This is a genomic window from Indioceanicola profundi (genome assembly GCF_003568845.1).
GTDB lineage: Bacteria > Pseudomonadota > Alphaproteobacteria > Azospirillales > Azospirillaceae > Indioceanicola > Indioceanicola profundi.
Map to the genome: position 1 here is coordinate 2,711,086 of NZ_CP030126.1, position 21,092 is coordinate 2,732,177.

Annotated in this window: 23 protein-coding genes and 1 tRNA gene; 12 read left to right on the forward strand and 12 right to left on the reverse strand. The window is 69.8% G+C overall.

The features are described from left to right. Positions 1–12: 12 nt before the first annotated feature. From DOL89_RS24900 to DOL89_RS12860, 7 genes are all read left to right on the forward strand, one after another. Positions 13–2,007, forward strand: a complete 1,995-nt coding sequence (locus tag DOL89_RS24900; protein WP_162937492.1) for an AI-2E family transporter — start codon at positions 13–15, stop codon at positions 2,005–2,007. Between the two features lie 74 nt (positions 2,008–2,081). Beyond that, positions 2,082–3,155, forward strand: coding sequence for a type III polyketide synthase (locus DOL89_RS12835; RefSeq protein ID WP_119679512.1), 1,074 nt, complete (start codon positions 2,082–2,084; stop codon positions 3,153–3,155). After that, on the forward strand, positions 3,152–3,859 hold the full coding sequence (locus DOL89_RS12840; protein ID WP_205574580.1) for a methyltransferase domain-containing protein: 708 nt from the start codon (positions 3,152–3,154) through the stop codon (positions 3,857–3,859). Before DOL89_RS12835 ends, DOL89_RS12840 begins: the two co-directional genes overlap by 4 nt. Further along, positions 3,814–5,004, forward strand: a complete 1,191-nt coding sequence (locus tag DOL89_RS12845; RefSeq protein ID WP_119679513.1) for an NAD(P)/FAD-dependent oxidoreductase — start codon at positions 3,814–3,816, stop codon at positions 5,002–5,004. The genes DOL89_RS12840 and DOL89_RS12845 overlap by 46 nt, the downstream gene beginning before the upstream one ends. A 148-nt stretch (positions 5,005–5,152) precedes the next feature. Next, positions 5,153–5,704: a sigma-70 family RNA polymerase sigma factor gene (locus tag DOL89_RS12850; protein WP_162937493.1), complete on the forward strand. Its 552-nt coding sequence runs from the start codon at positions 5,153–5,155 to the stop codon at positions 5,702–5,704. Further along, a complete protein-coding gene (locus DOL89_RS12855; protein ID WP_119679515.1) occupies positions 5,701–6,459 on the forward strand; it encodes an anti-sigma factor family protein in 759 nt (252 codons plus the stop codon). Before DOL89_RS12850 ends, DOL89_RS12855 begins: the two co-directional genes overlap by 4 nt. A 14-nt stretch (positions 6,460–6,473) precedes the next feature. Next, entirely contained in the window at positions 6,474–6,965 is a 492-nt protein-coding gene (locus tag DOL89_RS12860) for a hypothetical protein (RefSeq protein WP_119679516.1), read from the forward strand. Positions 6,966–6,999: 34 nt separating this feature from the next. Here DOL89_RS12860 and DOL89_RS12865 read toward each other — a convergent pair whose 3' ends face one another. After that, positions 7,000–7,260, reverse strand: coding sequence for a hypothetical protein (locus DOL89_RS12865; protein ID WP_119679517.1), 261 nt, complete (start codon positions 7,258–7,260; stop codon positions 7,000–7,002). Continuing rightward, on the reverse strand, positions 7,257–7,451 hold the full coding sequence (locus DOL89_RS12870) for a hypothetical protein (protein ID WP_119679518.1): 195 nt from the start codon (positions 7,449–7,451) through the stop codon (positions 7,257–7,259). The genes DOL89_RS12865 and DOL89_RS12870 overlap by 4 nt, the downstream gene beginning before the upstream one ends. Before the next feature lie 211 nt (positions 7,452–7,662). Between DOL89_RS12870 and DOL89_RS12875 the strand changes: the two genes are divergently transcribed. Next, on the forward strand, positions 7,663–8,868 hold the full coding sequence (locus DOL89_RS12875; protein WP_119679519.1) for a S41 family peptidase: 1,206 nt from the start codon (positions 7,663–7,665) through the stop codon (positions 8,866–8,868). 33 nt (positions 8,869–8,901) lie between these two features. On the opposite strand, the gene thpR is transcribed toward DOL89_RS12875, so the two are convergent. The 5 genes from thpR to apaG form a co-directional block, all read right to left on the reverse strand. Beyond that, on the reverse strand, positions 8,902–9,474 hold the full coding sequence (gene thpR / locus DOL89_RS12880; protein WP_119679520.1) for an RNA 2',3'-cyclic phosphodiesterase: 573 nt from the start codon (positions 9,472–9,474) through the stop codon (positions 8,902–8,904). Between the two features lie 70 nt (positions 9,475–9,544). After that, positions 9,545–10,588, reverse strand: coding sequence for an aldo/keto reductase (locus tag DOL89_RS12885; protein ID WP_119679521.1), 1,044 nt, complete (start codon positions 10,586–10,588; stop codon positions 9,545–9,547). 31 nt (positions 10,589–10,619) lie between these two features. Next, a complete protein-coding gene (locus tag DOL89_RS12890; RefSeq protein WP_205574581.1) occupies positions 10,620–10,976 on the reverse strand; it encodes a tRNA-binding protein in 357 nt (118 codons plus the stop codon). A gap of 148 nt (positions 10,977–11,124) precedes the next feature. Continuing rightward, complete coding sequence (folE, locus tag DOL89_RS12895) at positions 11,125–11,757, reverse strand: GTP cyclohydrolase I FolE (protein WP_225889973.1); 633 nt, start codon at positions 11,755–11,757, stop codon at positions 11,125–11,127. A gap of 246 nt (positions 11,758–12,003) precedes the next feature. After that, entirely contained in the window at positions 12,004–12,396 is a 393-nt protein-coding gene (apaG, locus tag DOL89_RS12900) for a Co2+/Mg2+ efflux protein ApaG (RefSeq protein WP_119679522.1), read from the reverse strand. 371 nt (positions 12,397–12,767) lie between these two features. On the opposite strand from apaG, the gene DOL89_RS12905 reads away from it, so the two are divergent. The 4 genes from DOL89_RS12905 to DOL89_RS12920 all read left to right on the forward strand — a co-directional run bounded on the left by DOL89_RS12905 (position 12,768) and on the right by DOL89_RS12920 (position 14,560). After that, on the forward strand, positions 12,768–13,481 hold the full coding sequence (locus tag DOL89_RS12905) for a GNAT family N-acetyltransferase (RefSeq protein WP_119679523.1): 714 nt from the start codon (positions 12,768–12,770) through the stop codon (positions 13,479–13,481). A gap of 69 nt (positions 13,482–13,550) precedes the next feature. Beyond that, positions 13,551–13,624, forward strand: a tRNA-Gly gene (locus tag DOL89_RS12910). Positions 13,625–13,780: 156 nt separating this feature from the next. Further along, the gene (locus DOL89_RS12915) at positions 13,781–14,146 is read left to right on the forward strand and encodes a sensory rhodopsin transducer (RefSeq protein WP_225889974.1); all 366 of its coding nucleotides are present in this window, start codon (positions 13,781–13,783) and stop codon (positions 14,144–14,146) included. Between the two features lie 69 nt (positions 14,147–14,215). Further along, on the forward strand, positions 14,216–14,560 hold the full coding sequence (locus tag DOL89_RS12920) for a hypothetical protein (RefSeq protein WP_119679525.1): 345 nt from the start codon (positions 14,216–14,218) through the stop codon (positions 14,558–14,560). A gap of 7 nt (positions 14,561–14,567) precedes the next feature. Here the strand turns inward: DOL89_RS12920 and DOL89_RS12925 are convergent, their stop codons facing one another. The 5 genes from DOL89_RS12925 to DOL89_RS12945 all read right to left on the reverse strand — a co-directional run bounded on the left by DOL89_RS12925 (position 14,568) and on the right by DOL89_RS12945 (position 20,918). Next, positions 14,568–15,377, reverse strand: coding sequence for an HAD-IA family hydrolase (locus DOL89_RS12925; protein WP_119679526.1), 810 nt, complete (start codon positions 15,375–15,377; stop codon positions 14,568–14,570). A 1-nt stretch (position 15,378) separates the two neighbouring features. Beyond that, positions 15,379–16,509, reverse strand: coding sequence for a class II fructose-bisphosphate aldolase (fba, locus tag DOL89_RS12930; protein ID WP_119679527.1), 1,131 nt, complete (start codon positions 16,507–16,509; stop codon positions 15,379–15,381). Between the two features lie 199 nt (positions 16,510–16,708). After that, positions 16,709–18,754, reverse strand: coding sequence for a transketolase (tkt, locus tag DOL89_RS12935; RefSeq protein ID WP_119679528.1), 2,046 nt, complete (start codon positions 18,752–18,754; stop codon positions 16,709–16,711). 177 nt (positions 18,755–18,931) lie between these two features. After that, positions 18,932–19,807 (reverse strand): phosphoribulokinase, encoded by an 876-nt coding sequence (locus tag DOL89_RS12940; RefSeq protein WP_119679529.1) that lies wholly within the window; start codon positions 19,805–19,807, stop codon positions 18,932–18,934. Between the two features lie 13 nt (positions 19,808–19,820). Beyond that, positions 19,821–20,918 carry a class 1 fructose-bisphosphatase gene (locus tag DOL89_RS12945; protein WP_318658504.1) on the reverse strand — a complete coding sequence of 366 codons (1,098 nt, stop codon included), beginning with the start codon at positions 20,916–20,918 and terminating at the stop codon, positions 19,821–19,823. Positions 20,919–21,092 lie beyond the last annotated feature (174 nt).

A 21,092-nucleotide genomic window follows, 5' to 3' on the forward strand; every position in this document is an offset into this window, starting at 1 on the left:
GTTCTCACCTCCATGCCGGCCGATATCCCAAGCCCACCGGGCATACTTCCCGCGGCCGATCCGCCCGCCGCAGACCGCCCCAGCATTGCCCTGCCTTCCGCAGGGCCACGGGCAGATGCGCTGACCGTGCTCGCCATCGGGGTCACGGTGGTGGTGGCTCTCTATGTCGGGCAGGATCTGCTGGTCCCGTTGGCCCTGGGCGCGCTGCTGAGCTTCGCGTTGGCGCCGCTGGTGGCGCGGTTCCAGCGCTGGCGTCTGGGCCGGATCGGGTCGGTGCTGCTGGCGGTCGCCATCGCCATGGCGGTGCTGGTGGGGGTCGCGTCTGTCCTGGGCGGCCAGCTCATCCAGTTGGCGGAGGATCTGCCGCAGTACGAGACGAACATCCGCGCCAAGATCCGCGACCTGAAGTCCGGCGCCGCGGGCGGCGGTCTGTTCGAGCGGACGGCGGCGGTGATCGAGGATATCGGCCAGGAGATCTCCGGCCAGGATAAGGAAGAGCCTCCGCCCACCTCCCCCCGCGCGCCCATCAGCCAGAGACCTGCCGACGCGCCCAAGGAACCCGTCCTGGTCCGGGTGGAACCGGCGCCGGCGACGCCGTTCGAAGTTCTGCGCGAGGTGGCGGGACCGGTGATCGCGCCGGCCGCGACGGCGGGGCTGGTCCTGGTCTTCGTCATCTTCATGCTGTTGCAGCGCTACGACCTTCGCGACCGGATGATCAGCCTGGCCGGCACCCGCGACATGCGCCGAGCGACAGCCGCCCTGGACGAGGCGGGGCAGCGGGTCAGCCGCTATCTGCTGACCCATCTGGTGCTGAACCTGCTGTACGGCGTGCCGGTGGGCATCGGGCTGTGGCTGATCGGGGTGCCGAACCCGGCGCTCTGGGGGCTGCTGGCGACCGTTCTGCGCTTCATCCCGTTCCTGGGACCGGTGATCGCCGCCAGCTTCCCCGTCGCGCTGTCCGTCGCGGTCGATCCCGGCTGGACCCTGCCGGTCCTGACCATCGCCCTGTTCATGGGGCTGGAGCTGTTCAGCAACAATGTGCTGGAGCCGTGGCTGTACGGAAGCAGCACCGGCCTGTCCCCCTTCGCCGTGGTGCTGGCCGCCATTTTCTGGACTGCGCTCTGGGGGCCGGTGGGGCTGCTGCTGGCCACCCCCTTGACGGTCTGCCTGGTGGTGCTGGGCAAGCATGTTCCGCAACTGGGATTCCTGGAGGTGCTGCTGGGCAACCAGCCGGCCCTGCCCGCCCCTGCCCGCATCTATCAGCGCCTGCTGGCGCGCGCACCGGACGAAGCGGCGCTGATCGCCAACGACATGGCCCGGACAGAGGGCGAAGCCGAGGCGGTGGACCAGCCGACGGAGCCGAAGGGGGCGACCTGGATTTACGACACGCTGCTGCTGCCCGCCCTGCGTATGGCGGAGCAGGACCGGCGGACAGCCAAGCTGTCCCAGGAAAGCCAGGCGGTGATCCTGCAGGGTGTTGAAGCCCTGGTGGACCACCTGATCGACGGGCGCGACGACGAGGACCAGCCGGTGCCGCCCGGCGCCGGCCGCGTGCTGTGCATCAGTTCCCGCGGGCATCTGGACGAGGCGGCGGGGGTTCTGCTGGCCGACCTGCTGCACGACAAGGGGCTGGAGGCGGAGGTCCTGCCCTGCGAATCGGTGGGTGTGCGCACCCTGCCCCGACTGGGGCGGGAAGGGGTGGAGGCCCTGGTCGTCTCCTACCTCGACATCGGGTCGGGCCGGCATGCGGCGCGGCTGGTTCGGCGGCTGAAGCGTCATTTCGGGCCGCAGATGCCGGTAGTGATCGGAGACTGGACCCCGACGATCCAAGCGGATGGCGAGTTGAAAGAGGATACGGACGCGAAAGCGCAGGAAACGGCCCGGCCGCAGGTGACCGGCGCAGATGCCGTGGCACGGTCACTGGCGGAGGCGGTGGCCCTGGTCACCCATCTCGGAACCGACACTGGGACCCGTCCCGAGACAGGAACCACTGTAGCCGCTTCCTGACGTAGTAGCGGCCGGCCATTTCGCCCGGCGAACTGTTCGATACTTCAGAGAAGCACCCGCTCCGGAGTCAGTGCATGACGGCAACCGCCTATATCAACCGTATCGCCACGGCGGTCCCGCCGCATGAGGTTCACGGCAAGTTCCTGGACTATGCGCCCGCACTGCTGGAGGACACCCGCCGCCGCAAGCTGCTGAACCGCATGGCGGAGCGGTCGGGGATCGAGGCGCGCTATTCCGTGCTGGAGCCCGATCCGGAGCCAGAGCGGCTGGACAGCACCGGCCTGTTCCAGCGCGGGGCCTTCCCCGGCACCCAGGCCCGCATGGAGCTGTACGAGCGGCACGCCCCGGAGCTGGCGGCGGAGGGGGTGGAGCGGCTGAAGCTGACGGAGGCCGAGCAGCCGACCCATCTGATCCTGACCACCTGCACCGGGCTGCACGCGCCGGGCATCGACCTGGACCTGCTGCGCCGGCTGGGGCTGGATGGCGGGGTGGAGCGCACGGTGGTGGGCTTCATGGGCTGCTACGCCGCCATCAACGGGCTGAAGCTGGCGCACCACATCGTGCGGTCGGAGCCGGCGGCCAAGGTGCTGATGGTGAATGTGGAGCTGTGCACCCTGCACATGCAGGAAACCCAGGATCTGGACACGCTGCTGTCCTTCATGGTCTTCGCCGATGGCTGCGCCGCCAGCCTGGTGAGTGCGGAGCCGGTAGGGCTGGAGATCAAGGGGTTCGGGGCCGCCGTGATCCCGGACAGCGACGACCAGATCACCTGGCGGGTGGGCAGCCAGGGCTTCGACATGCGCCTGTCCGGCCGGGTGCCGGGCACGATCGCCCGCGGCCTGCCCGGCGTGATGGACGGCCTGCGCAACCGCTTCCGCATCAACGATCTGGCGCTCTGGGCCGTGCATCCCGGCGGACGGTCGGTGCTGGATGCCGTGGAGGGCGCGCTGGACCTGCCGCCCAGCGCCATGGCCGCCAGCCGGGAGGTGCTGCGCAGCTACGGCAACATGTCGTCGCCCACCGTGATGTTCGTGCTGAAGGCGCTGATGGAGGAGGCGGAGCCGGAACAGGCCGGCGTCGCCATGGCCTTCGGCCCCGGCCTGACGGCGGAGACCATGGTGTTCCGTTCCGCCGGAGGTGCCGCGTGAGCGTGCTGGCCGGCCGCAGCCGCGCCCTGGAGCTGATGGATACGGAGCAGGTGCCCTATCCCGAGTTCCAGGACTGCCTGCGGCAGTTGGAGCGGATCAACCGCGCCTCGCTGGGCTACCGCCCCACCCTGCGCTGGCTGGACCGGCTGGTGGAACGGCGGGGAGCCGCCGCGCCGCTGACCATCCTGGATGTGGGCTTCGGCCATGGCGACATGCTGCGCCGGGTCGCCGGCTGGGCCGGGGCGCGCGGCGTGCCGGTCAGGCTGGTGGGCGTGGACCTCAGCCCCTGGTCCGCCCGCTCCGCCCAGGCGGCCACCCCGCCGGACATGCCCATCGCCTACCATGTCGGCGACGTCTTCGAATGGCGGCAGGACGAGCCGGTGGATGTGGTGCTGAGCGCCTTGTTCACCCATCACCTGCCGGATGCGGAGCTGGTGCGGTTCCTACGCTGGATGCGGGAGCGGGCGCGGGCCGGCTGGTTCATCAACGATCTGCACCGCCACCCTATCCCCTACGGCTTCGTCGGCGCGGCGGCGCGGCTGCTGCCCGTCAATCGGCTGGTCCGGCACGACGCGCCGCTGTCCGTGGCCCGCAGCTTCACCCGTGCGGACTGGGACCGGCTGATCCGCAGGGCGGAGCTGGAGGGCGTCACCGTGGAATGGCACTTCCCCTTCCGCTGGGGCGTGGGCTGGATGGCGGGATGAGCGGGGCCGACATCGCGATCATCGGCGGCGGCCCGGCCGGCAGCGCCGCCGCCGCCTGGGCCGCGGAAGCGGGTGCGCGCGTGATCCTGCTGGAACGCACCGCCGGTCCCCACGACAAGGTCTGCGGCGAATTCGTGAGCGTGGAGGCGGTGGGGCTGCTGCGCGGGCTCGGTCTCGACCTGGAGGGGCTCGGCGCGGTGCCCATCGACCGGGTGCGGCTGGTGGGCGGCGGGCGGGCCGCCCAGTCGCCCCTGCCCTTCCCGGCCATGAGCCTGTCCCGCCGGGTGCTGGACGAGGCCATGCTGGAGCTGGCGGCGTCGCGGGGTACGGAGCTGCGCCGGGGCGTCGCCGCGCGCGGGGTGGAGGTCGCACCGGATGGCGTCCGCATCCTGCTGTCCGACGGCGGGGAGGTCACCGCCCGTACCCTGTTCCTGGCGACCGGCAAGCACGAGCTGCGCGGGATGGCGCGGGGACCTGGCATCCAGACCGGGATGATCGGGCTGAAGATGCATCTGGCGCTGGACCCGGCGCAGGCCGCCGACCTGGCGGGGGCGACCGAGCTGCTGCTGTTCCCCGGCGGCTATGCCGGTTTGCAGCCGGTGGACGGGAACCGCGCCAATCTGTGCCTGCTGGTCCGGCGGGAACGGTACCAGCGGCTGGACCGCTGCTGGCCCCGGCTGATGGCGGAACTGGCCGCCGGGTCGCCCCTCTGGCGGGCGCGGATGGCCGGGGCGCGGGAGCTGTGGCAGCGGCCCCTGTCCATCTATGGCGTGCCTTACGGCCATGTCGCGCCGGAGGAGGTCGGGCCGGTCTACCGGCTGGGCGACCAGATGGCGGTGATTCCCAGCTTCGCCGGGGACGGCATCGCCATCGCGCTCCGCTCCGCCCGGCTGGCGGTGGACGCCTGGGCGGAGGCGCAGGGGACGGGCGGCGACGGGGCGGCAAACTATCACCTTGCCGCCGCACGGCGCTTCGCCGGCGTGCGGCTGGCCGCCCGCGCGGCACGGGCGATGGAGGGACCGCATCTGCAACGGGCGGTACTGGCCGCCGCGTCCAGGTTGCCCCGACTGCTGTCCTGGGCGGCGGCACGCACCAGGCTGGCCCATGACGCCAACCATTCCGGGCGGGACCGCGCCGCGCTGTAAAAAAAAGCGATATGCTTTCCGGAAAGCACGGATGAAGCGGCGGACCCGCACGTTTGTGGGACGGTTCGCATCCATACGAACTGGCTCCGCCGCCGCACGCAGCCCCACGCGGCGGCGGGGCCACTTTCTCCCGGGGTGCGGGCCGGCCATGGCGACGCTTGAGTTCGAAGACCAGCTTACCGCGCATCTGGATGCGCTGCGCCGCTACGCCATCGTCCTGACCCGCAATCGTACGGAGGCGGAGGATCTGGTGCAGGACTGCATGGTCAAGGCAATGGCGTCGTCCGCACAATGGCAGCCGGGGACCGACCTCCGCGCCTGGCTCTTCCGCATTCTCTACACCTCCCACATCAGCCTGATGCGCAAGCGGCAGGTCCGGGAGCGCGTGCATGCGGCCGAGCAGTGGGAGACGCATCTGGACCCGAATCAACAGTTGCGGCTGGAGGCGCGCCAGGTCGTCGACGCGTTGCAGGCCCTGCCGGAAACGCAGCGGGACGTGATCCTGACCGTGGCGCTGGATGATCTGCGCTATGAGGATGCGGCCCGCCGGCTGGGTATTCCCGTCGGAACCTTCATGTCGCGCCTGTCGCGGGGACGGGAAGCGTTGCGCAACATCATGGAGGGGCGGCAGGCGGACGGGAAGCGGCGACCACCGCCGTTGAGGATTGTCGGGGGCGGCAAGCGGGGACAGGACAAATGAACGGCATCGGCGATCTGGACCTCCAGGCCTATCTGGACGGGCAGCTCGACCCCGAGCGGGAAGAGGAGCTGCTGGCCTGGCTGGAGGTGAATCCGGAGGCGAAGGAGCGTATGCGCGCCATTGCGGAGCAGAACCTGCTGCTGCGCGCGGCGACCCTGGATGGCGACTTGCGGCACAGCCTGCGCCCCATCCCCGCCGCTCCGGCGGCCCATGCTCGAGCCCTCCGCCCCCGCACACTGCCCCGGATGGCGCAAGCGGCCGCCATCGTGCTGACCTTCGCCCTGGGCTGGGTCGCGCACGGCGTGGCGGACCATCTGGCCCGCGGCGGCCTGCCGGCCTATGCGCGGGAGGCGCTGCAATCGCACGAGGCCTTCGCCGAACCGCTGGAAGCCTCCATCGAGCTGCCCGCCGGCAACCGCAACGATGTGGTCCGCTGGCTTTCCGCCAAGCTCGGCGAACCGGTGGAGGTGCCGGAGCTGCGCTCCATGGGCCTGCAACTGGTCGGTGCCCGCCTGATGGGCACGGAGGACGGGGCCGGCGCGGTGCTGATCTATGAGGATGCGCAGCACAAGCGCCTCACCTTCTCCCTCGCACCGGACGAGCTTGAGGGTCCGGACCAGCTCCACCTTCAGGAGGCCGACGGGTTCATCGTCGGCTATTGGCGGGGCCAGCGCTTCGCCTATGCGCTGATCGCCAAATCCACCCCCTTGCAAATGGCGGAGATCGCCTCGGCGGTCGGCGCGCCGCGACCCTGACCGGAGGGGCTGCGATGGATGGCGCCGCCACGCTGGACGGCAAGCGGAAGCGCCCCAGCCGATGGGGGCGCCGACGGCTCCTGGCCGCCGGAGCGACCGGTCTGACACTGGTCACCATGGCTGCCATCGTCTTTGCCGTCGACCGCTCCCGCTCCGCCCTGACCGAGGTCCTTCATACCACCTGCGATATCGGCGGCAGCGATGCGGACATCGCCTTGCCGCTGGATCTTCTGCGGGCCGCATCCAGGAACCTGCCCCTTCGCGTCGGTCCCCTGGACGGGACCGCGGCGGAGCCGGGGATCAGCCTGGAGTTCCGCCCCGCCACGGACGGGGAGGATGGAGTGCATCGCTACGGGCAGGTCATCAGCCTGCCCATGCTGGAAGATGCACGCGGGCGGTTGCCCCGCCGGGTAGTGCTGTCCTGCCGTGAGGGACGGGTGGCAGCGGCGCGCTATGAGTGGAGGGATGGCAGCCGGCGGGACCTGCCGGTGCCGGTCGGCGACTGACGCCGCCGCAGGCGCGGGAGGCCGGCGCGCGGCCCTAATCCCGGCGGAAGATCGCCAGATCGTCCAGGCGGGCGGCGGGATCGTTCGCGATGTCGAAGGCGATTTCCAACAGATCCTCTGCATCCAGCCCGCAACGGATGGCGATGGTGGTCAGCGCCTCCGCCAGATGGTCGGACGGGCTGCCGCCGAGTTCCACCCCATGACGGATCGCCATCGCCACCAGACGGGTGATGAAGGCAGCATCCTCATCGAACATTATGGTGCCGGCCGGCGTGGAGATCGGAAAGCGGGTCATGGCGCGATCCACAGCCGCGCCACGCGCGCCGGCGGAGCTTCCCGCGGAGATTCGCCGGTCTTGAGGCGCCAGAGCCGCTGCATGATGCGGCGGGCCCGCTCCAGGTCGCGCTCGGGCGCCCCCGTGCTGTGCCGCATGAAGGAACGGATGGTGCGCGGAATCCCGGCGGGTTCGCGGCCGACGGTCTGCATCGCAAGGCATCCCTGGTGCTGATCAATGCAGGAACAACGTTCAGGGTAAGCGGTTCATCCCTCGCGCAGGCGGGAATTCCGGAGATAAACAGGGAGCTAATCCCTTCGAAAGTGGCAGATTTCCGCTGCGATTCCGGAAATGCCCGTTAACCGACGCGTTAAGGAACTTCTGCGATGCTGAACCGGTACACCCCAGTTCAGGTCCGGTTCCATGCGCCAGCGCCCGCTCGCCCTTGCCGCCGTCGCCCTTCTGCTGACCACCGGCGTGCCCAACGCCGTTCCTGCCGCGCGCCCCGTCTCGGCCGCCCCGCAGACGGAAGCGGCGCGGGCGGAGGAGGAAGCGGCGGTGAAGCTGTTCCTGGAGACCTTCCGCGCCGTCCGGACCAGCTATGTGGACCCGGTTCCCGCGCAGGAGCTGGCGGAGGCCGCGGCCCGCGCCATGGTGCAGCAGGACCGCTGGTCCACCTATCTCTCCACCGGCCAGTACGAGGAGACCCGGCTGAAGCGCGACGGCGCGATGGTGGGGTTGGGTCTGACCTATACGCGCTCGGACGCCGGCCTTGCCGTGACCTCCATCGTCGAGGGGTCGCCCGCCGCCGGTGCGGGATTGCAAGCGGGCGATCTGATCACCGCCGTTGACGGCGTGCCGGCCGGCGGCATGGATCAGGAAACCGCCACCAAGGCGCTGAAGGGTCCCCGCGGCTCGACCGTACGGCTTCTGGTGGAGCGCGGCGGCACGGACGCCCGGCAGGCCGTGAGCATGACCCTGGCCCGCGACCTGCTGACGCTCCAGTCCGTCGAATACAAGGCCATGGACGATGTGGGCTATGTACGCATCGCCCGTTTCGACCGGCAGACCTATCCCGGCGTCACCCGGGCGGTGGAAACGCTGCGCAAGGAAAAGGGGGCGATGCTGCGGGGCCTGATCCTCGACCTCCGCGGCAATCCGGGAGGGCTGGTGAAGGCGGCCGTGGACACGGCGGACGCCTTTCTTGAGGGCGGCGTGATCCTGCGCCAGGAACTGCGCGCCGGCGCCGAGGGGCCGACCGAGCATGCCCATAAGGGTGATGTCGCCGGCGGGCTGCCGCTGGTGCTGCTGGTGGACAGCAAGTCCGCCTCCGCCGCGGAAATCCTGGCCGGCGCCCTGCAGGACAATCGCCGGGCCGTGCTGGTCGGGCAGCGGACCTATGGCAAGGGCGTGATCCAGTCCTTCCTGCCTGTCCATGACGGCGGCGCCATCAAGCTGACCACCGCGCGCTACCGCACGCCGGAAGGCCATCCGGTGGATCAGGTCGGCATCTCGCCCGACCATCAGGTAGCGATGCCGGACCCGGCGGGCGGGGCTTCGGCACAGGCCGAAGCCGGCGCCGATCCGCAGCTCGCCCTTGCCCTGTCCCTGCTGCGCACGGGTGCGTGAGGTCGGGCCTCGGCGGGAAGACCGCCGCTGCCTCTATTCCTCACCCGCCTCATCCCCGCCCGGGGACCAGCCGCCCAGCGGATAGCTGCGGACCTCATGATAGACGGGACCGCTGCGGCCGAGGATGCTCTCATAAAGACAGAACCGCTCCACCATGATGGGGCCGTCCTGGAACATGCCGTTCTCCTCCAGGAACCGGCCCAGCTTGGCGGAATTGGTGTCCTTCAGCCGGGCCAGGGTGATGTGCGGACTGTATTTCCGCTCCTCCGCGGGAAGGCCGGCGCGGACCACAGCGGATTCCACCTTGTCCCGCAGGTGGTGCAGGGCCGGGTTCTTCTCCACCCCCACCCAGAGCGTGTGCGCCCGGTGACCGCGGCCGAAATTTCCAAGGCCGGAGAGAGTCAGCGGAAACGGCTGGGCCGTGACAGTGTCCAGCGCCGCGTCGATATCCTGGGCCCGGCCCTCATCCACCTCGCCGATGAAGCGCAGGGTGATGTGCATGTTCTCCGGCGCCACCCAGCGGGCGCCGGGAACCCCGCCATTCAGGCGGGACAGCCGCTCCCGCATCGCCTCGGGCAGCGGAATGGCGGCGAACAGACGGATCATGTGCGTCCTCCCCAGCTCGGATTTCAGGCGGGCCGCCGCATTGCAGGCGGCGGCTCCAAGGGCAGGAAGATCAGGGGCAGGGATTCGGAATGGCGCGGTGCACCGCCTCGATCTCCTCCAGCACCTCCGGGGTGAGCTGGACGTCGAAGGCTGGCAGGTTGCGCTTGAGCTGGTCCAGCCGGGTCGCCCCGATGATGGTGGCCGTGACATAGGGCCGGCTGCGCACCCAGGCGATGGCCATGTGCGCCGGCTCCAGCCCGTGCCGGCGGGCGATCTCCACATAGGCGGCGGTGGCCTCGTCGCCGCGCGGGCGGTCGTAACGTGACCTGCGCGGGTCGAGGTCGCGGCGCGATCCCTCCGGCATGGTGCCGCCGAGATATTTACCGGTCAGCGTGCCGCCGGCCAGCGGGGAATAGGCCAGCAGGCCCACACCTTCCCGCAGACAGACCTCCATCAGCGCATCCTCGAAGGTGCGGTTCAGGAGGTTCAGGGCGTTCTGGATGGTGACGATGCGCGGCAGCCCCGCCGTTTCCGACGCTTTCAGCCAGGTCATCAGGCCCCAGGCCGTCTCGTTGGAGACGCCGACAGCCCTGATCTTCCCGGCCTTCACCAGATCGCCCAACACCTCGAGCGTCTCAGGGATCGGTACGCCCTGGTCCCCCGCCTCCCCCTCCACCGTGCCGGAGCCGAACAGCGCCATGGGGCGGTCGGGCCAGTGGATCTGGTAGAGGTCGATACGGTCCGTCCTCAGCCGGCGCAGGCTGTCCTCCACCGCGCGGGTGATGTTGGCCCGGTCCAGGCGGTTCTTCCCGTCCCTGATCCATTCGAAGCCGCCGCGCGGGCGGCCGATCACCTTGCTGGTGAGGAATATCTCATCCCGCCGGCCGGTGCGAACGAACCAGTCGCCGATGATCTCCTCCGTCCGGCCATAGCTCTCCGGCGAGGGCGGAACGGCATACATCTCCGCCGTGTCCCAGAAGGTCAGGCCGTTGTCGACGGCGAAATCCATCTGGGCGAAGGCGCCGTCCGGGTCGGTGGCGGCCCCGAAAGTCATGGTGCCGAGGCAGACCGGGGGAACGGTGATGCCGGTGCGGCCAAGGGGGCGGTTCTGCATCGGAAACTCCTGGAGGAAACGGAAGGCGGCCCTAGTACATCCGGCCGCCATCGGGAACGGAGAGATCGGGCCGTAGCAGCACGACCTCCCCGTCCTTGTCGGGAACACCCAGAACCAGGACCTCGCTCATGAATTTGCCGATCTGCCGCGGCGGAAAATTCACCACCGCCATCACCTGCCGCCCCACGACCGTTTCGGGCGTGTAGTGCCGGGTGATCTGGGCGGAGGATTTGCGGACGCCGATCGGCTCCCCGAAATCCACCCAGAGCTTGATGGCAGGCCGCCGCGCCTCCGGGAACGGCTCGGCCTTCACCACCGTGCCGACGCGGATGTCCACGGCCTGGAAATCGTCATAGGTCACGGTGCCGATAGCGGCGGAGTCTGTCATCGGTCCTGTTCCGGTTCTTGAACGACCCGCGCATCATAGGACAGGCCGCCCGGCGGGCAAGCCCGCCCTGCGGCCAACGCGGCCCGGAACGAAAAAGGGCGCGCGGACCGGACCGGCCCGCGCGCCCTTCTCAAAACCCCGAAGCGGCTCAGGCCTCCACGCGGGAGGACGGGTTGCCGACCATGGACAGGAATTCCCGCCGGGTGGTGGGATTGTCGCGGAAAGCGCCCAGCATCCGGCTGGTCACCATGCTGACGCCGGGCTTATGCACGCCGCGGGTGGTCATGCACTGGTGCTGCGCCTCGATCACCACGGCCACGCCCAGGGGCTGCAGCACCTCCTCGATGGTGTTGGCGATCTGGGCGGTCATCTTCTCCTGGATCTGCAGCCGCTTGGCATAGACCTCGACCACCCGCGCCAGCTTGGAGATGCCCACCACGCGGGTGCGCGGCAGATAGGCGACATGCGCCCGGCCGATGATCGGCACCATGTGGTGCTCGCAATGGCTCTCGAACCGGATGTCCTTCAGCAGCACGATCTCGTCATAGCCGCCCGTCTCCTCGAAGGTGCGCTTCAGCAGCTCCACCGGGTCCTCGTCATAGCCGGCGAAGAACTCCTCGTAGGAGCGGACGACACGGTCCGGCGTGCCCAGCAGCCCTTCCCGCGCCGGATCGTCGCCGGCCCAGCGGATCAGGGTGCGCACCGCCTCCTCCGCCTCGGCGCGGGTCGGCTTCTGCGGAGCCGCCGCGGTGCGGCGCTGATGGACGGGCCCGGCCACGATCTTTTCCGCGGTGGAGGAATTGGATGAGGTCACGGGCAGGCTCCTTCTCGACGCCAGACGGCCGGAAACCGGCGCTGGCGGGTCTTAAAACGCAGGGTGGCCGGGGCGGGGCCGCTGGCCGGCGAAGGACCGGCGGCGGTGCGCTCCGCCACATGCAGGTGGCGCGGACGGGACCCGGTTCAAGCGGCCCCGGCACATTGGAGCCGACGAATTAGCACATGGCGTCACGGCGGTGCCAGCGCCGGCCTAATTCAGGCTGCGTGCCTGGTGCGGGCTGTCCAGGGAGAAGGCGGGGATCTGGACATCGAACCGGTCGCCGAGATCGTCCACCATCTGGTAGCTGCCCTCCATGATGCCGGACGGGGTCGTGAGCGGGCAGCCGGAGGTGTATTCGTACTCGCCGCCGGGCTCCAGAACCGGCTGTTCGCCGACGACGCCGGGACCGCGCACCTCCTGCACCCGTCCCAGGGCGTCCGTGATCTTCCAATAGCGGGAGCGGAGCTGGACCGTCAGATCGCCCTTGTTCTCGAGTCGCACCTGATAGGCCCAGACATAGCGGCCTTCGGCCGGCGAGGACTGGTCTTCCAGGTAGGTGGGGGTGACGGTCACCGCGATGGACCGCGTCGTGGCACTGTACACCGGCGCTGCTCTCTATTGCTCGGAACGGGCTCGTGCGCAGATATAGACGCCGCCGCGCAGGGCACAATCCTTATCTCTTCCGGGCACACGGTTGCGTCGCCGAACCTTGCGGAAATCACGTAGCCGCCTTGCCCGAAAATGGGTCTTGCGTGAAGGGGGCATTGGCCTCATATAGCGGTCCAGGTGAAACCACCCATGAGCCGCGCGATGCTGCGCCCCCTCTGCCTGCGACGACGACCGATGGCACGCCCGTTTGCCGGGCGGCGCATCGTTGCGGCCGGGGTCCTGCGGCGCGGTTGACGCGACGGGGGACCCGGCCCCCACCGCCCCTGCGGCGGCCCATCTTCTGGATGCCGGGACACCCAAACCCAATGATCATCACCCATGAGCTGCCGGCGCACGCCGGCGCCATCGAAGCCTTGCTCGACGGGTCCTTCGGCCCGAAGCGTCACACCAAGACCGTCTACAAGCTGCGCCGCGGCGTGGCCCACCTTCCGGAACTGTCCTTCGTGGCCATGGACGATGACGGCCAGGGCGGGCAGAAGCTGGTCGCGACCATCCGCTACTGGCCGGTGCTGATCGGCGGTTCGGTGCAGGCCGTGATGCTGGGCCCGATCGCGGTCGACCCCGCCTACCGCAGCGCCGGCCTGGGCGCCACGATGATCCGCTACAGCCTGGAGCAGGCGAAGCTGCTGGGCCACCGCATCGTGATCCTGGTGGGCGACGCCCCCTATTATGTCCGCTTCGGCTTCAGCCGGGAGAAGGCCCTGGGCCTGTCCCTGCCCGGCCCGGTCGATCCCGACCGGTTCCTGGGGCTGGAGCTGGCGGAGGGGGCCATGGACGGCCTGACCGGCATGGTCGGCCGCGCCGCCCCGGCCCGCGCCACCCTGCGGGGGGCTGTTCGATCCGGTGCCGCTGCCCGCATCCGCAGCATCGCCCCGACCGCCCAGGACGGCACGGTGATCCAGGGCCTGCCCGCCCCGGCCGCGGCCGAGGTGCAGGCGGATGCGGACATGATGGCGGCGGCCCCGCTGGCCGCGGCGGCTGGCGGCAGCCGACGACGCCTACGCCGTTCGATGCGCTGAACCACCGCTTCCGCGCATCACGGACCGCTTGAACACCGTCCCCGAACCGCTTATAAACACGGGGCCGGCGCGGGTGTAGCTCAATGGTAGAGCAGAAGCTTCCCAAGCTTACGACGAGGGTTCGATTCCCTTCACCCGCTCCAATCTCTTCCGGCCACCGAACCCCGCATCGCAGTTTGTGAACCGCTCCGGCTTCCGCCGGCAGCGATAGCGTGCGTGCGCATCTCCGCGATCCCGCGGCCCTGGCGCTGTTGCGGTTCCGAAGCGGAACATGCAGCGGCGGGAGATGCGGGATGGGTATGGGGCGGCGGCGGTGGGCGGTTGCGGAGGGGTATATTCCGGAGGGGAGCAACGGGCCGGCTCCCACGATGACCAGCCATGAATCGGTCTGCATCCTGAATACCGGCAGCCAGGACGCACAGGTGGAGATCACGGTCTATTTCAGCGACCGCGACCCGGCCGGCCCCTACCGGCTGACCGTGCCGGCCCGGCGCACCCGGCATGTGCGGTTCAACGACTTGAAAGACCCGGAGCCGGTGCCGCTGGGCACCGAATATGCCAGCACCATCGTGTCCGACGTGCCGGTGGTGGTGCAGCATACCCGCCTGGACAGCCGGCAGGCCGAGAATGCGCTGCTGTCCACCATCGCCTATGCCGAGGATTAGGGAACCGCGTGACCCGCACCCGTGCGGCCTGTTGGAACCGTCCAACTGTCGCAGCAGAGGACAAGGCCGATGACGACGGATCGCAAGGACCAGCCGCCCACCAACCCCCAGGTGCCGGAGGTGGACCTCCAGCGCAAGGGCCATTCCTCCCAGGGCAGCGCCACGGGCGGCGGCGGGCATGGCGCACCGGTTGAGCGGTCGCCCGCCGAGAACCCGAAGGAGCACGGCCTGCCGCCCGCAGCCGCCGGCGGCAGTGGCGGTGGCGGTGCCGGCGGCACCGTGGCCGGCGGCCCGGCGGCGTCCACGGGCGTGTCCTCCGGCCTTCAGCCAGGCGGCATGCGGCCGGAGACCGGCGCGCCGGGGAACATCGGCAAGGTCGGCCAGGGCGGCGGGTCCGCCCCGGACCGGGGCTGAGCCAGGATCAGGCGGCAGCCATCCAGCGGCGGATCGTGGCCAGGGTGACCATGGGCCCGTCCGCCGCGGCGCTGCCGCCGATCCGGCGGCAAGGGGCGTCCGCCTCCCCCAGGTCGCTGAGGGCGCAGAGCGTGCCCTCCAGCGGGCCGGGGTCGGTGTAGCTGGAGCAGGTGACCAGCACCGGCAGCCCCGCCGCCCGCGCCGCCGCCACACCGGCCGCGGAATCCTCCACCGCCAGGCACTCCTCCGCCTCCAGCTCCAGCATGCGCAAAGCGAGGTGGTAGACGTCGGGGGCCGGCTTCTTGCGGGCCACCATGTCGCCGGCGGCGATCACGCCCACCGCCTTCTCCACCTCCCGCCCGGCCGCGCGCAGCAGGGCCGCCACATTCTCCGGGCTGGTGGTGGTGGCGAGGGCGACGGCGACACCCTCCGCCCGCGCCTCCCGGATCAGCCGGGCGATGCCGGGGCGGAGCACGGTGGGGCCGGTCTCGACCAGGGCGGTGTAGCGCGCCGTCTTGGCGGCGTGCAGCTCCGCCACCCGCTCCAGCATCTCCGCCCCGCGGGACGGGGTGTGGGCGGCGATGTAGTGGGCCAGCCGCTCCTTGCCGCCGGTCACCTTCAACAGGCGGCGATAGAGGTCCGGGCTCCAGTCCCAGTCGAGCCCGAACTCCCGGAACGCGCCGTTGAAGGCGAGACGGTGCAGCTCCTCCGTCTCCGCCAATGTGCCGTCCACGTCGAAGATGATGGCGCGGGGACGGGCGGCCGGCCCGGACCGGGGCGCGGCCACAGGGCACCCTGCCGCTTCGGACGGCGGCATCCTACACCTCCCGGTGGGCCACGGCGGCGGCCGGCATGACCCCTGCCCCGCGCGCCGCGGGCGGAGCCGCGGGAATGGCGGGATCGAGCGCGCCCGCGGCGTAGAGGGCGGCCATCCGCTCCAAGGGCAGCGGGTTGATCTTCTCCGCCTGGCCGGCGGAGCCGAACGCCTCGAACCGCTCCACGCAGAGGTCGCGGGCGGCCTTCGTCGCCTCCGCCAGGAACTTGCGGGGGTCGAACTCGTCCGGCTTCTTCGTCAGCAGCCGGCGCACCGCACCGCTCATGGCGAGGCGGATGTCGGTGTCGATGTTGACCTTGCGCACACCGTTGCGGATGCCCTCCTGTATCTCCTCCACCGGCACGCCATAGGTCTCCTTGATCGTCCCGCCGTTTGCGCGGATCACCTCCAGCCATTCCTGCGGGACAGAGGAGGAGCCGTGCATCACCAGATGGGTGTTGGGGATGCGGTCATGGATTTCCCGGATGCGGGAGATGGCCAGCACGTCGCCCGTGGGCTGGCGGGTGAATTTGTAGGCGCCGTGGCTGGTGCCGATGGCGATGGCCAGGGCGTCCACCCCGGTCCGCGCCACGAAATCCGCGGCCTCGTCCGGGTCGGTCAGGAGCTGGTCGTGGCTGAGCTTGCCCTCCGCCCCCGATCCGTCCTCCTCCCCCGCCATGCCGGATTCCAGCGAGCCGAGGCAGCCCAGCTCCCCCTCCACCGAGACGCCGACGGCATGGGCGAACTCCACCACCTTGGCCGTGACCCGGACATTGTAGTCGTAGCTGGCCGGGGTCTTCATGTCCGACATAAGGGAGCCGTCCATCATCACGCTGGTGAAGCCGGAGCGGATGGATTGCTGGCAGATGGCCGGGCTGGCGCCATGGTCCTGGTGCAGGCAGATCGGGATCTGCGGCCACATCTCCACCGCCGCCTCCACCATCCGGCGCAGGAACGGCTCGCCGGCATATTTCCGCGCTCCGGCGGAGGCCTGGAGGATCACCGGGCTTTTGCAGGATTCGGCCGCCTGCATGATGGCCTGGATCTGCTCCATGTTGTTGATGTTGAAGGCGGGCACGCCATAGCCATGCTCGGCGGCATGGTCCAGGAGCTGTCGAAGGGAAATCAGGGCCATCGGGGTCCTCTCCTGTTCGGTTCGTCATTCTGGTGCGGGCCGGGTCCCATGCCCTCCCGTTCACATTCATCCGTCACCCCGGCGGAAGCCGGGGCCCAGGGGCCGCTTGCACCGGTGCTTGTGACTCCTGGGTCCCGGCTTTCGCCGGGATGACGGAGAGGAGGGGCCGCCCCGGCCCCTCCGTCCGCGGTTCAGGCCGTCACAGCAGCGCCGCCGCCCGGTCCGCCACGGCCTCGGCGGTGAAGCCGAAATAGGTGAAGAGGTCGCCGGCGGGGGCGGATTCGCCGAAGCGGTCGAGCGAGACCACGTCGCCGGAGAGGCCCACATATTTGCGCCAGAGGTCGCCGGCCCCGGCCTCCACCGCCAGCCGCGGCACGCCGGGCGGCAGCACCTCCCGCCGCCATGCCCCGTCCTGCCGGTCGAAGGCCTCGCAGCAGGGCATGGAGACGACACGGGCGGAGATGCCGCGGTCGGCCAACAGGGTGCGGGCCTGCATGGCGAGCACCACCTCCGAGCCGGTGGCGATCAGCACCAGGGAGGGCCGGCCGTCCGGCGCATCGGCCAGGATGTAGCCGCCCCGCGCCGCTCCCTCCGCCCGGCCCTCGCCCGTCTGGGCGGGGAGACCCTGGCGGGAGAGGAGCAGGCTGGTCGGGCCGTCCGCACGCTCCACGGCGGAGCGCCAGGCGATAGCGGTCTCCAGCGCGTCGCAGGGCCGCCAGACATCCATGTTGGGCATCAGGCGCAGGCTGGCGGCATGCTCCACCGGCTGGTGGGTGGGGCCGTCCTCGCCGAGGCCGATGCTGTCATGGGTGAAGACATGAACCACCCTGATCCCCATCAGTGCGGCCAGCCGCAACCCGTTGCGGGCATAGTCGGAGAAGACCAGGAAGGTGCCGCCGAAGGGCAGGTAGCCGCCATGCAGGGCGATGCCGTTCATCACGGCGGCCATGCCGAACTCCCGCACGCCGTAATGGATGTAGCTGCCCCCGCCGGTCTTGCGCACATCCGCGCAGCCCTTCCAGTCGGTGAGGTTGGAGCCGGTGAGGTCGGCGGAGCCGCCCAGCATTTCCGGCAGCATGGCGGCCAGCGCCTGGATCGCCTGCTGGGACGCCTTGCGGCTGGCGACGGTATCGGTGCGGGCGGCGGTTTCCGCGATCCAGTCATCGGCCTTCCGCGCGAAGTCGGCGGGCAGGCCGCCCCTCATCCGCCGGGTGAATTCCGCGGCCAGCTCCGGGAACTCGCCTGCGTAGCGGTTGAAGGCGGACTGCCAGCGGCTCTGCGCTTCCGCCCCGGCCGCGCGGGCGTCCCAGCCGGCATGGACATCGTCCGGAATTTCGAACGGGGCGGAGGTCCAGCCCAGCTCCGCCCTGGCGGCGGCGGTCTCCTCGGCTCCCAGGGGCGCGCCGTGGACATCGTGGGTGCCGGCCTTGCCGGGGCTGCCCCAGCCGATCACGGTGCGGCAGCAGATCAGGGTGGGCTTGCCGCAGGGCTCCATCGCCTCCGCGATGGCGGCGTCCAGGGCGGCGCCGTCATGGCCGTCCACGCCGCGGATCACCCGCCAGCCATAGGCCTCGAACCGGCCCGGCGTGTCGTCCGCGAACCAGCCCTGCACATGCCCGTCGATGGAGATGCCGTTGTCGTCGTAGAACACCACCAGCTTGTCCAGCCCCAGCGTTCCGGCCAGGCCACAGACCTCGTGGCTGATGCCCTCCATCAGGCAGCCGTCGCCGACGAAGCACCAGGTGCGGTGGTTGACGATCTCATGCCCCGGCCGGTTGAACTCGGCCGCCAGCAGCCGCTCCGCCAGCGCCATGCCGACGGCATTGGCGATGCCCTGGCCCAGCGGGCCCGTGGTGGTCTCCACCCCCGGCGTGATGCCGTATTCGGGGTGGCCCGGCGTCCTGGCGTGGAGCTGGCGGAAGCGCTTCAGCTCCTCCATCGGCAGATCGTAGCCGGTGAGGTGCAGCAGGGCGTAGAGCAGCATGGAGCCGTGGCCGTTGGACAGCACGAAGCGGTCGCGGTCGGGCCAGCGCGGGTCGGCCGGGTTGTGGCGGAGATTGCGCCGCCACAGCGCCTCCGCGATGTCGGCCATGCCCATGGGCATGCCGGGATGCCCGGACTTCGCGGCTTCAACCGCGTCGATGGCGAGAACCCGGATCGCGTTCGCCAGGCGGCGGCGGTCGTGCAGTCCGGCCTGCATCGGGGCAAGGCGGTCCTGTTCGCGGACCTCGACGGTCGCGGTCATTGGCGGTCTCCTCCGCTGCTGTTTATTTTTCACTGGGCCTGGACGCCCATGGGCGTCGTCGGCGAGACCCGTAGGTCGGATTGGCGGGCGGATGCCCGCGTAATCCGACACGCTGCGCAGGAAATGTCGGATTACGCTGCGCTAATCCGACCTACGGGCCTGGGTGACGGTTTTCCCTCAGAACGCCCGCTTCTTCCGGTCCATGAGCTGCCAGATCATGGGGGTGAAGATGAGCTGCATGGCCAGCGCCATCTTGTCGCCCGGACAGACGATGGTGTTCGGGCGGCTCATGAAGCTGTCCTTCAGCATCGAGAGCAGATAGGGGAAGTCGATCCCCTTGGGCTTCGCGAAGCGGATCACCAGCATGCTTTCGTCGGAGGTCGGGATGTCGCGGGCGACGAAGGGATTGCTGGTGTCCACCATGGGGACGCGCTGGAAATTCACGTCGGTGACGCTGAACTGCGGGCAGATGTACTTCACATAGTCCGGCATCCGGCGCAGGATCGTGTCCACGATCGCCTCCTCCGAATATCCGCGCATGTTGCGGTCGCGGTGGATCTTCTGGATCCATTCCAGATTCACGATGGGGACGACGCCGATCTTCAGATCGACATAGCGCGCGATATCCACCGTTTCGGTCTGAACGCAGCCGTGCAGGCCCTCGTAGAATAGAAGGTCGGTGCCATGCTCCACATCCTCCCAGGGGGTGAAGGTGCCGGGCTCCTGGCCGTAGGGCTCCGCCTCCTTGTCGTCGTGGAGATATTTGCGGGTGCGGCCGCTGCCGGTTTCGCCATAGCCGCGGAACAGCTCCTCCAGCTCCTCGAACAGGTTCGCGTCGGGGCCGAAATGGCTGAAGCTGGTGAGCTGCTTCTCCTGCGCCTCCTTCATCTTGCCCCGCATCTCCTTGCGGTCGTAGCGGTGGAAGCTGTCGCCCTCCACGATGGCGGCCGTCACCCCCTCGCGCCGGAAAATCTGCTGGAAGGTGCGGGTGACGGTGGTGGTGCCGGCCCCGGAGGAGCCGGTGATCGCGATGATCGGATGCTTGACCGACATGTGCGGGGCCTCCTCAGTCCTGGGTGGCGGGAACGGGGGTGATGAAGAGGGAGCGGGTGCCGAACAAGGGGGCGGAGAATTCCAGATCCTCGCCCTTGTCGTGGGCCGTGTGGTAGGCGACCAGCCGCTCCACCTCCGCCTTCGATCCCAGGATCAGCGGAACCCGCTGGTGCAGCGACTCCGGCTGGATGTCCAGGATGCGCTCCCGGCCCGTTGTGGCGGCGCCGCCGGCCTGCTCCACCACCATGGCGATGGGGTTGGCCTCGTAGAGCAGGCGCAGCCGGCCCGGCTTGCAGGAGGGGCGGGTGTCACGGGGATACATGAACAGCCCGCCCCGGATCAGGATGCGGTAGACCTCCGCCACCAGGCTGGCGATCCAGCGCATGTTGAAATCCTGGCCGCGGATGCCGGCCTTGCCCTCCACGCACTCTTCCACATAGCGGCGGACGGGGGGCTCCCAGAACCGCTCGTTGGAGCTGTTGATGGCGAACTCGCAGGCATTCTCCGGGATGCGCATGTTGGGATGGGTCAGCGTGTAGGCGCCGATCTCCCGGTCCAGGGTGAAGCCGTGCACGCCGGCGCCGAAGGTGGCGACGATCATGTCCGCCGGGCCGTAGAGGGCGAAGCCGGCGGCCACCTGCTCGGTGCCGGGCTGCAGGAAGTGCTCCAGCTCCGGCTCGTCGATGCCTTCGGGGGCGCGCAGGATGGAGAAGATGGTGCCGACCGTGACGTTGACGTCCAGATTGGAGGAGCCGTCGAGCGGATCGAAGACCAGGAGGTAGCGGCCGCGCGGATATTGCGGGGGAATGCGGTACAGCTCCTCCATCTCCTCCGACGCCATGCCGCAGAGCTGGCCGCCATATTCGCAGGTGCGCAGGAAAATCTCATTGGCGATGATGTCCAACGGCTTCTGCGCTTCGCCATGCACGTTGGTGCCGGGGGCGGCGGCCTGGGTTCCGGCGGGGCCGGGGGCCTGTTTCAGCGCACCGCGGGCAACGGCGGTGGCGATGAACTTGCAGGCGGTCTGCACATCGTTCAGCAGCGCCGTCAGGTCGGTGTCGCAACCGCCGCGGCGGCGCTGGTCCTCGATGATGAACTTGCTGAACGTCATTCGACGATGCGGCATTGCGTTTCCCCCGTGTTTCGTGCGGCCTTCCTGTTCGACCACGCTTCTCTTTATGTCCGCCGCCATTCGCGGGCGGCTGGTTTGGTCATTTTCCCCTCTCCCCAGCGGGGAGAGGCCGGGAAAGGGGGCGGTTCCTCACCGTCCTGACCCGCGACGGCT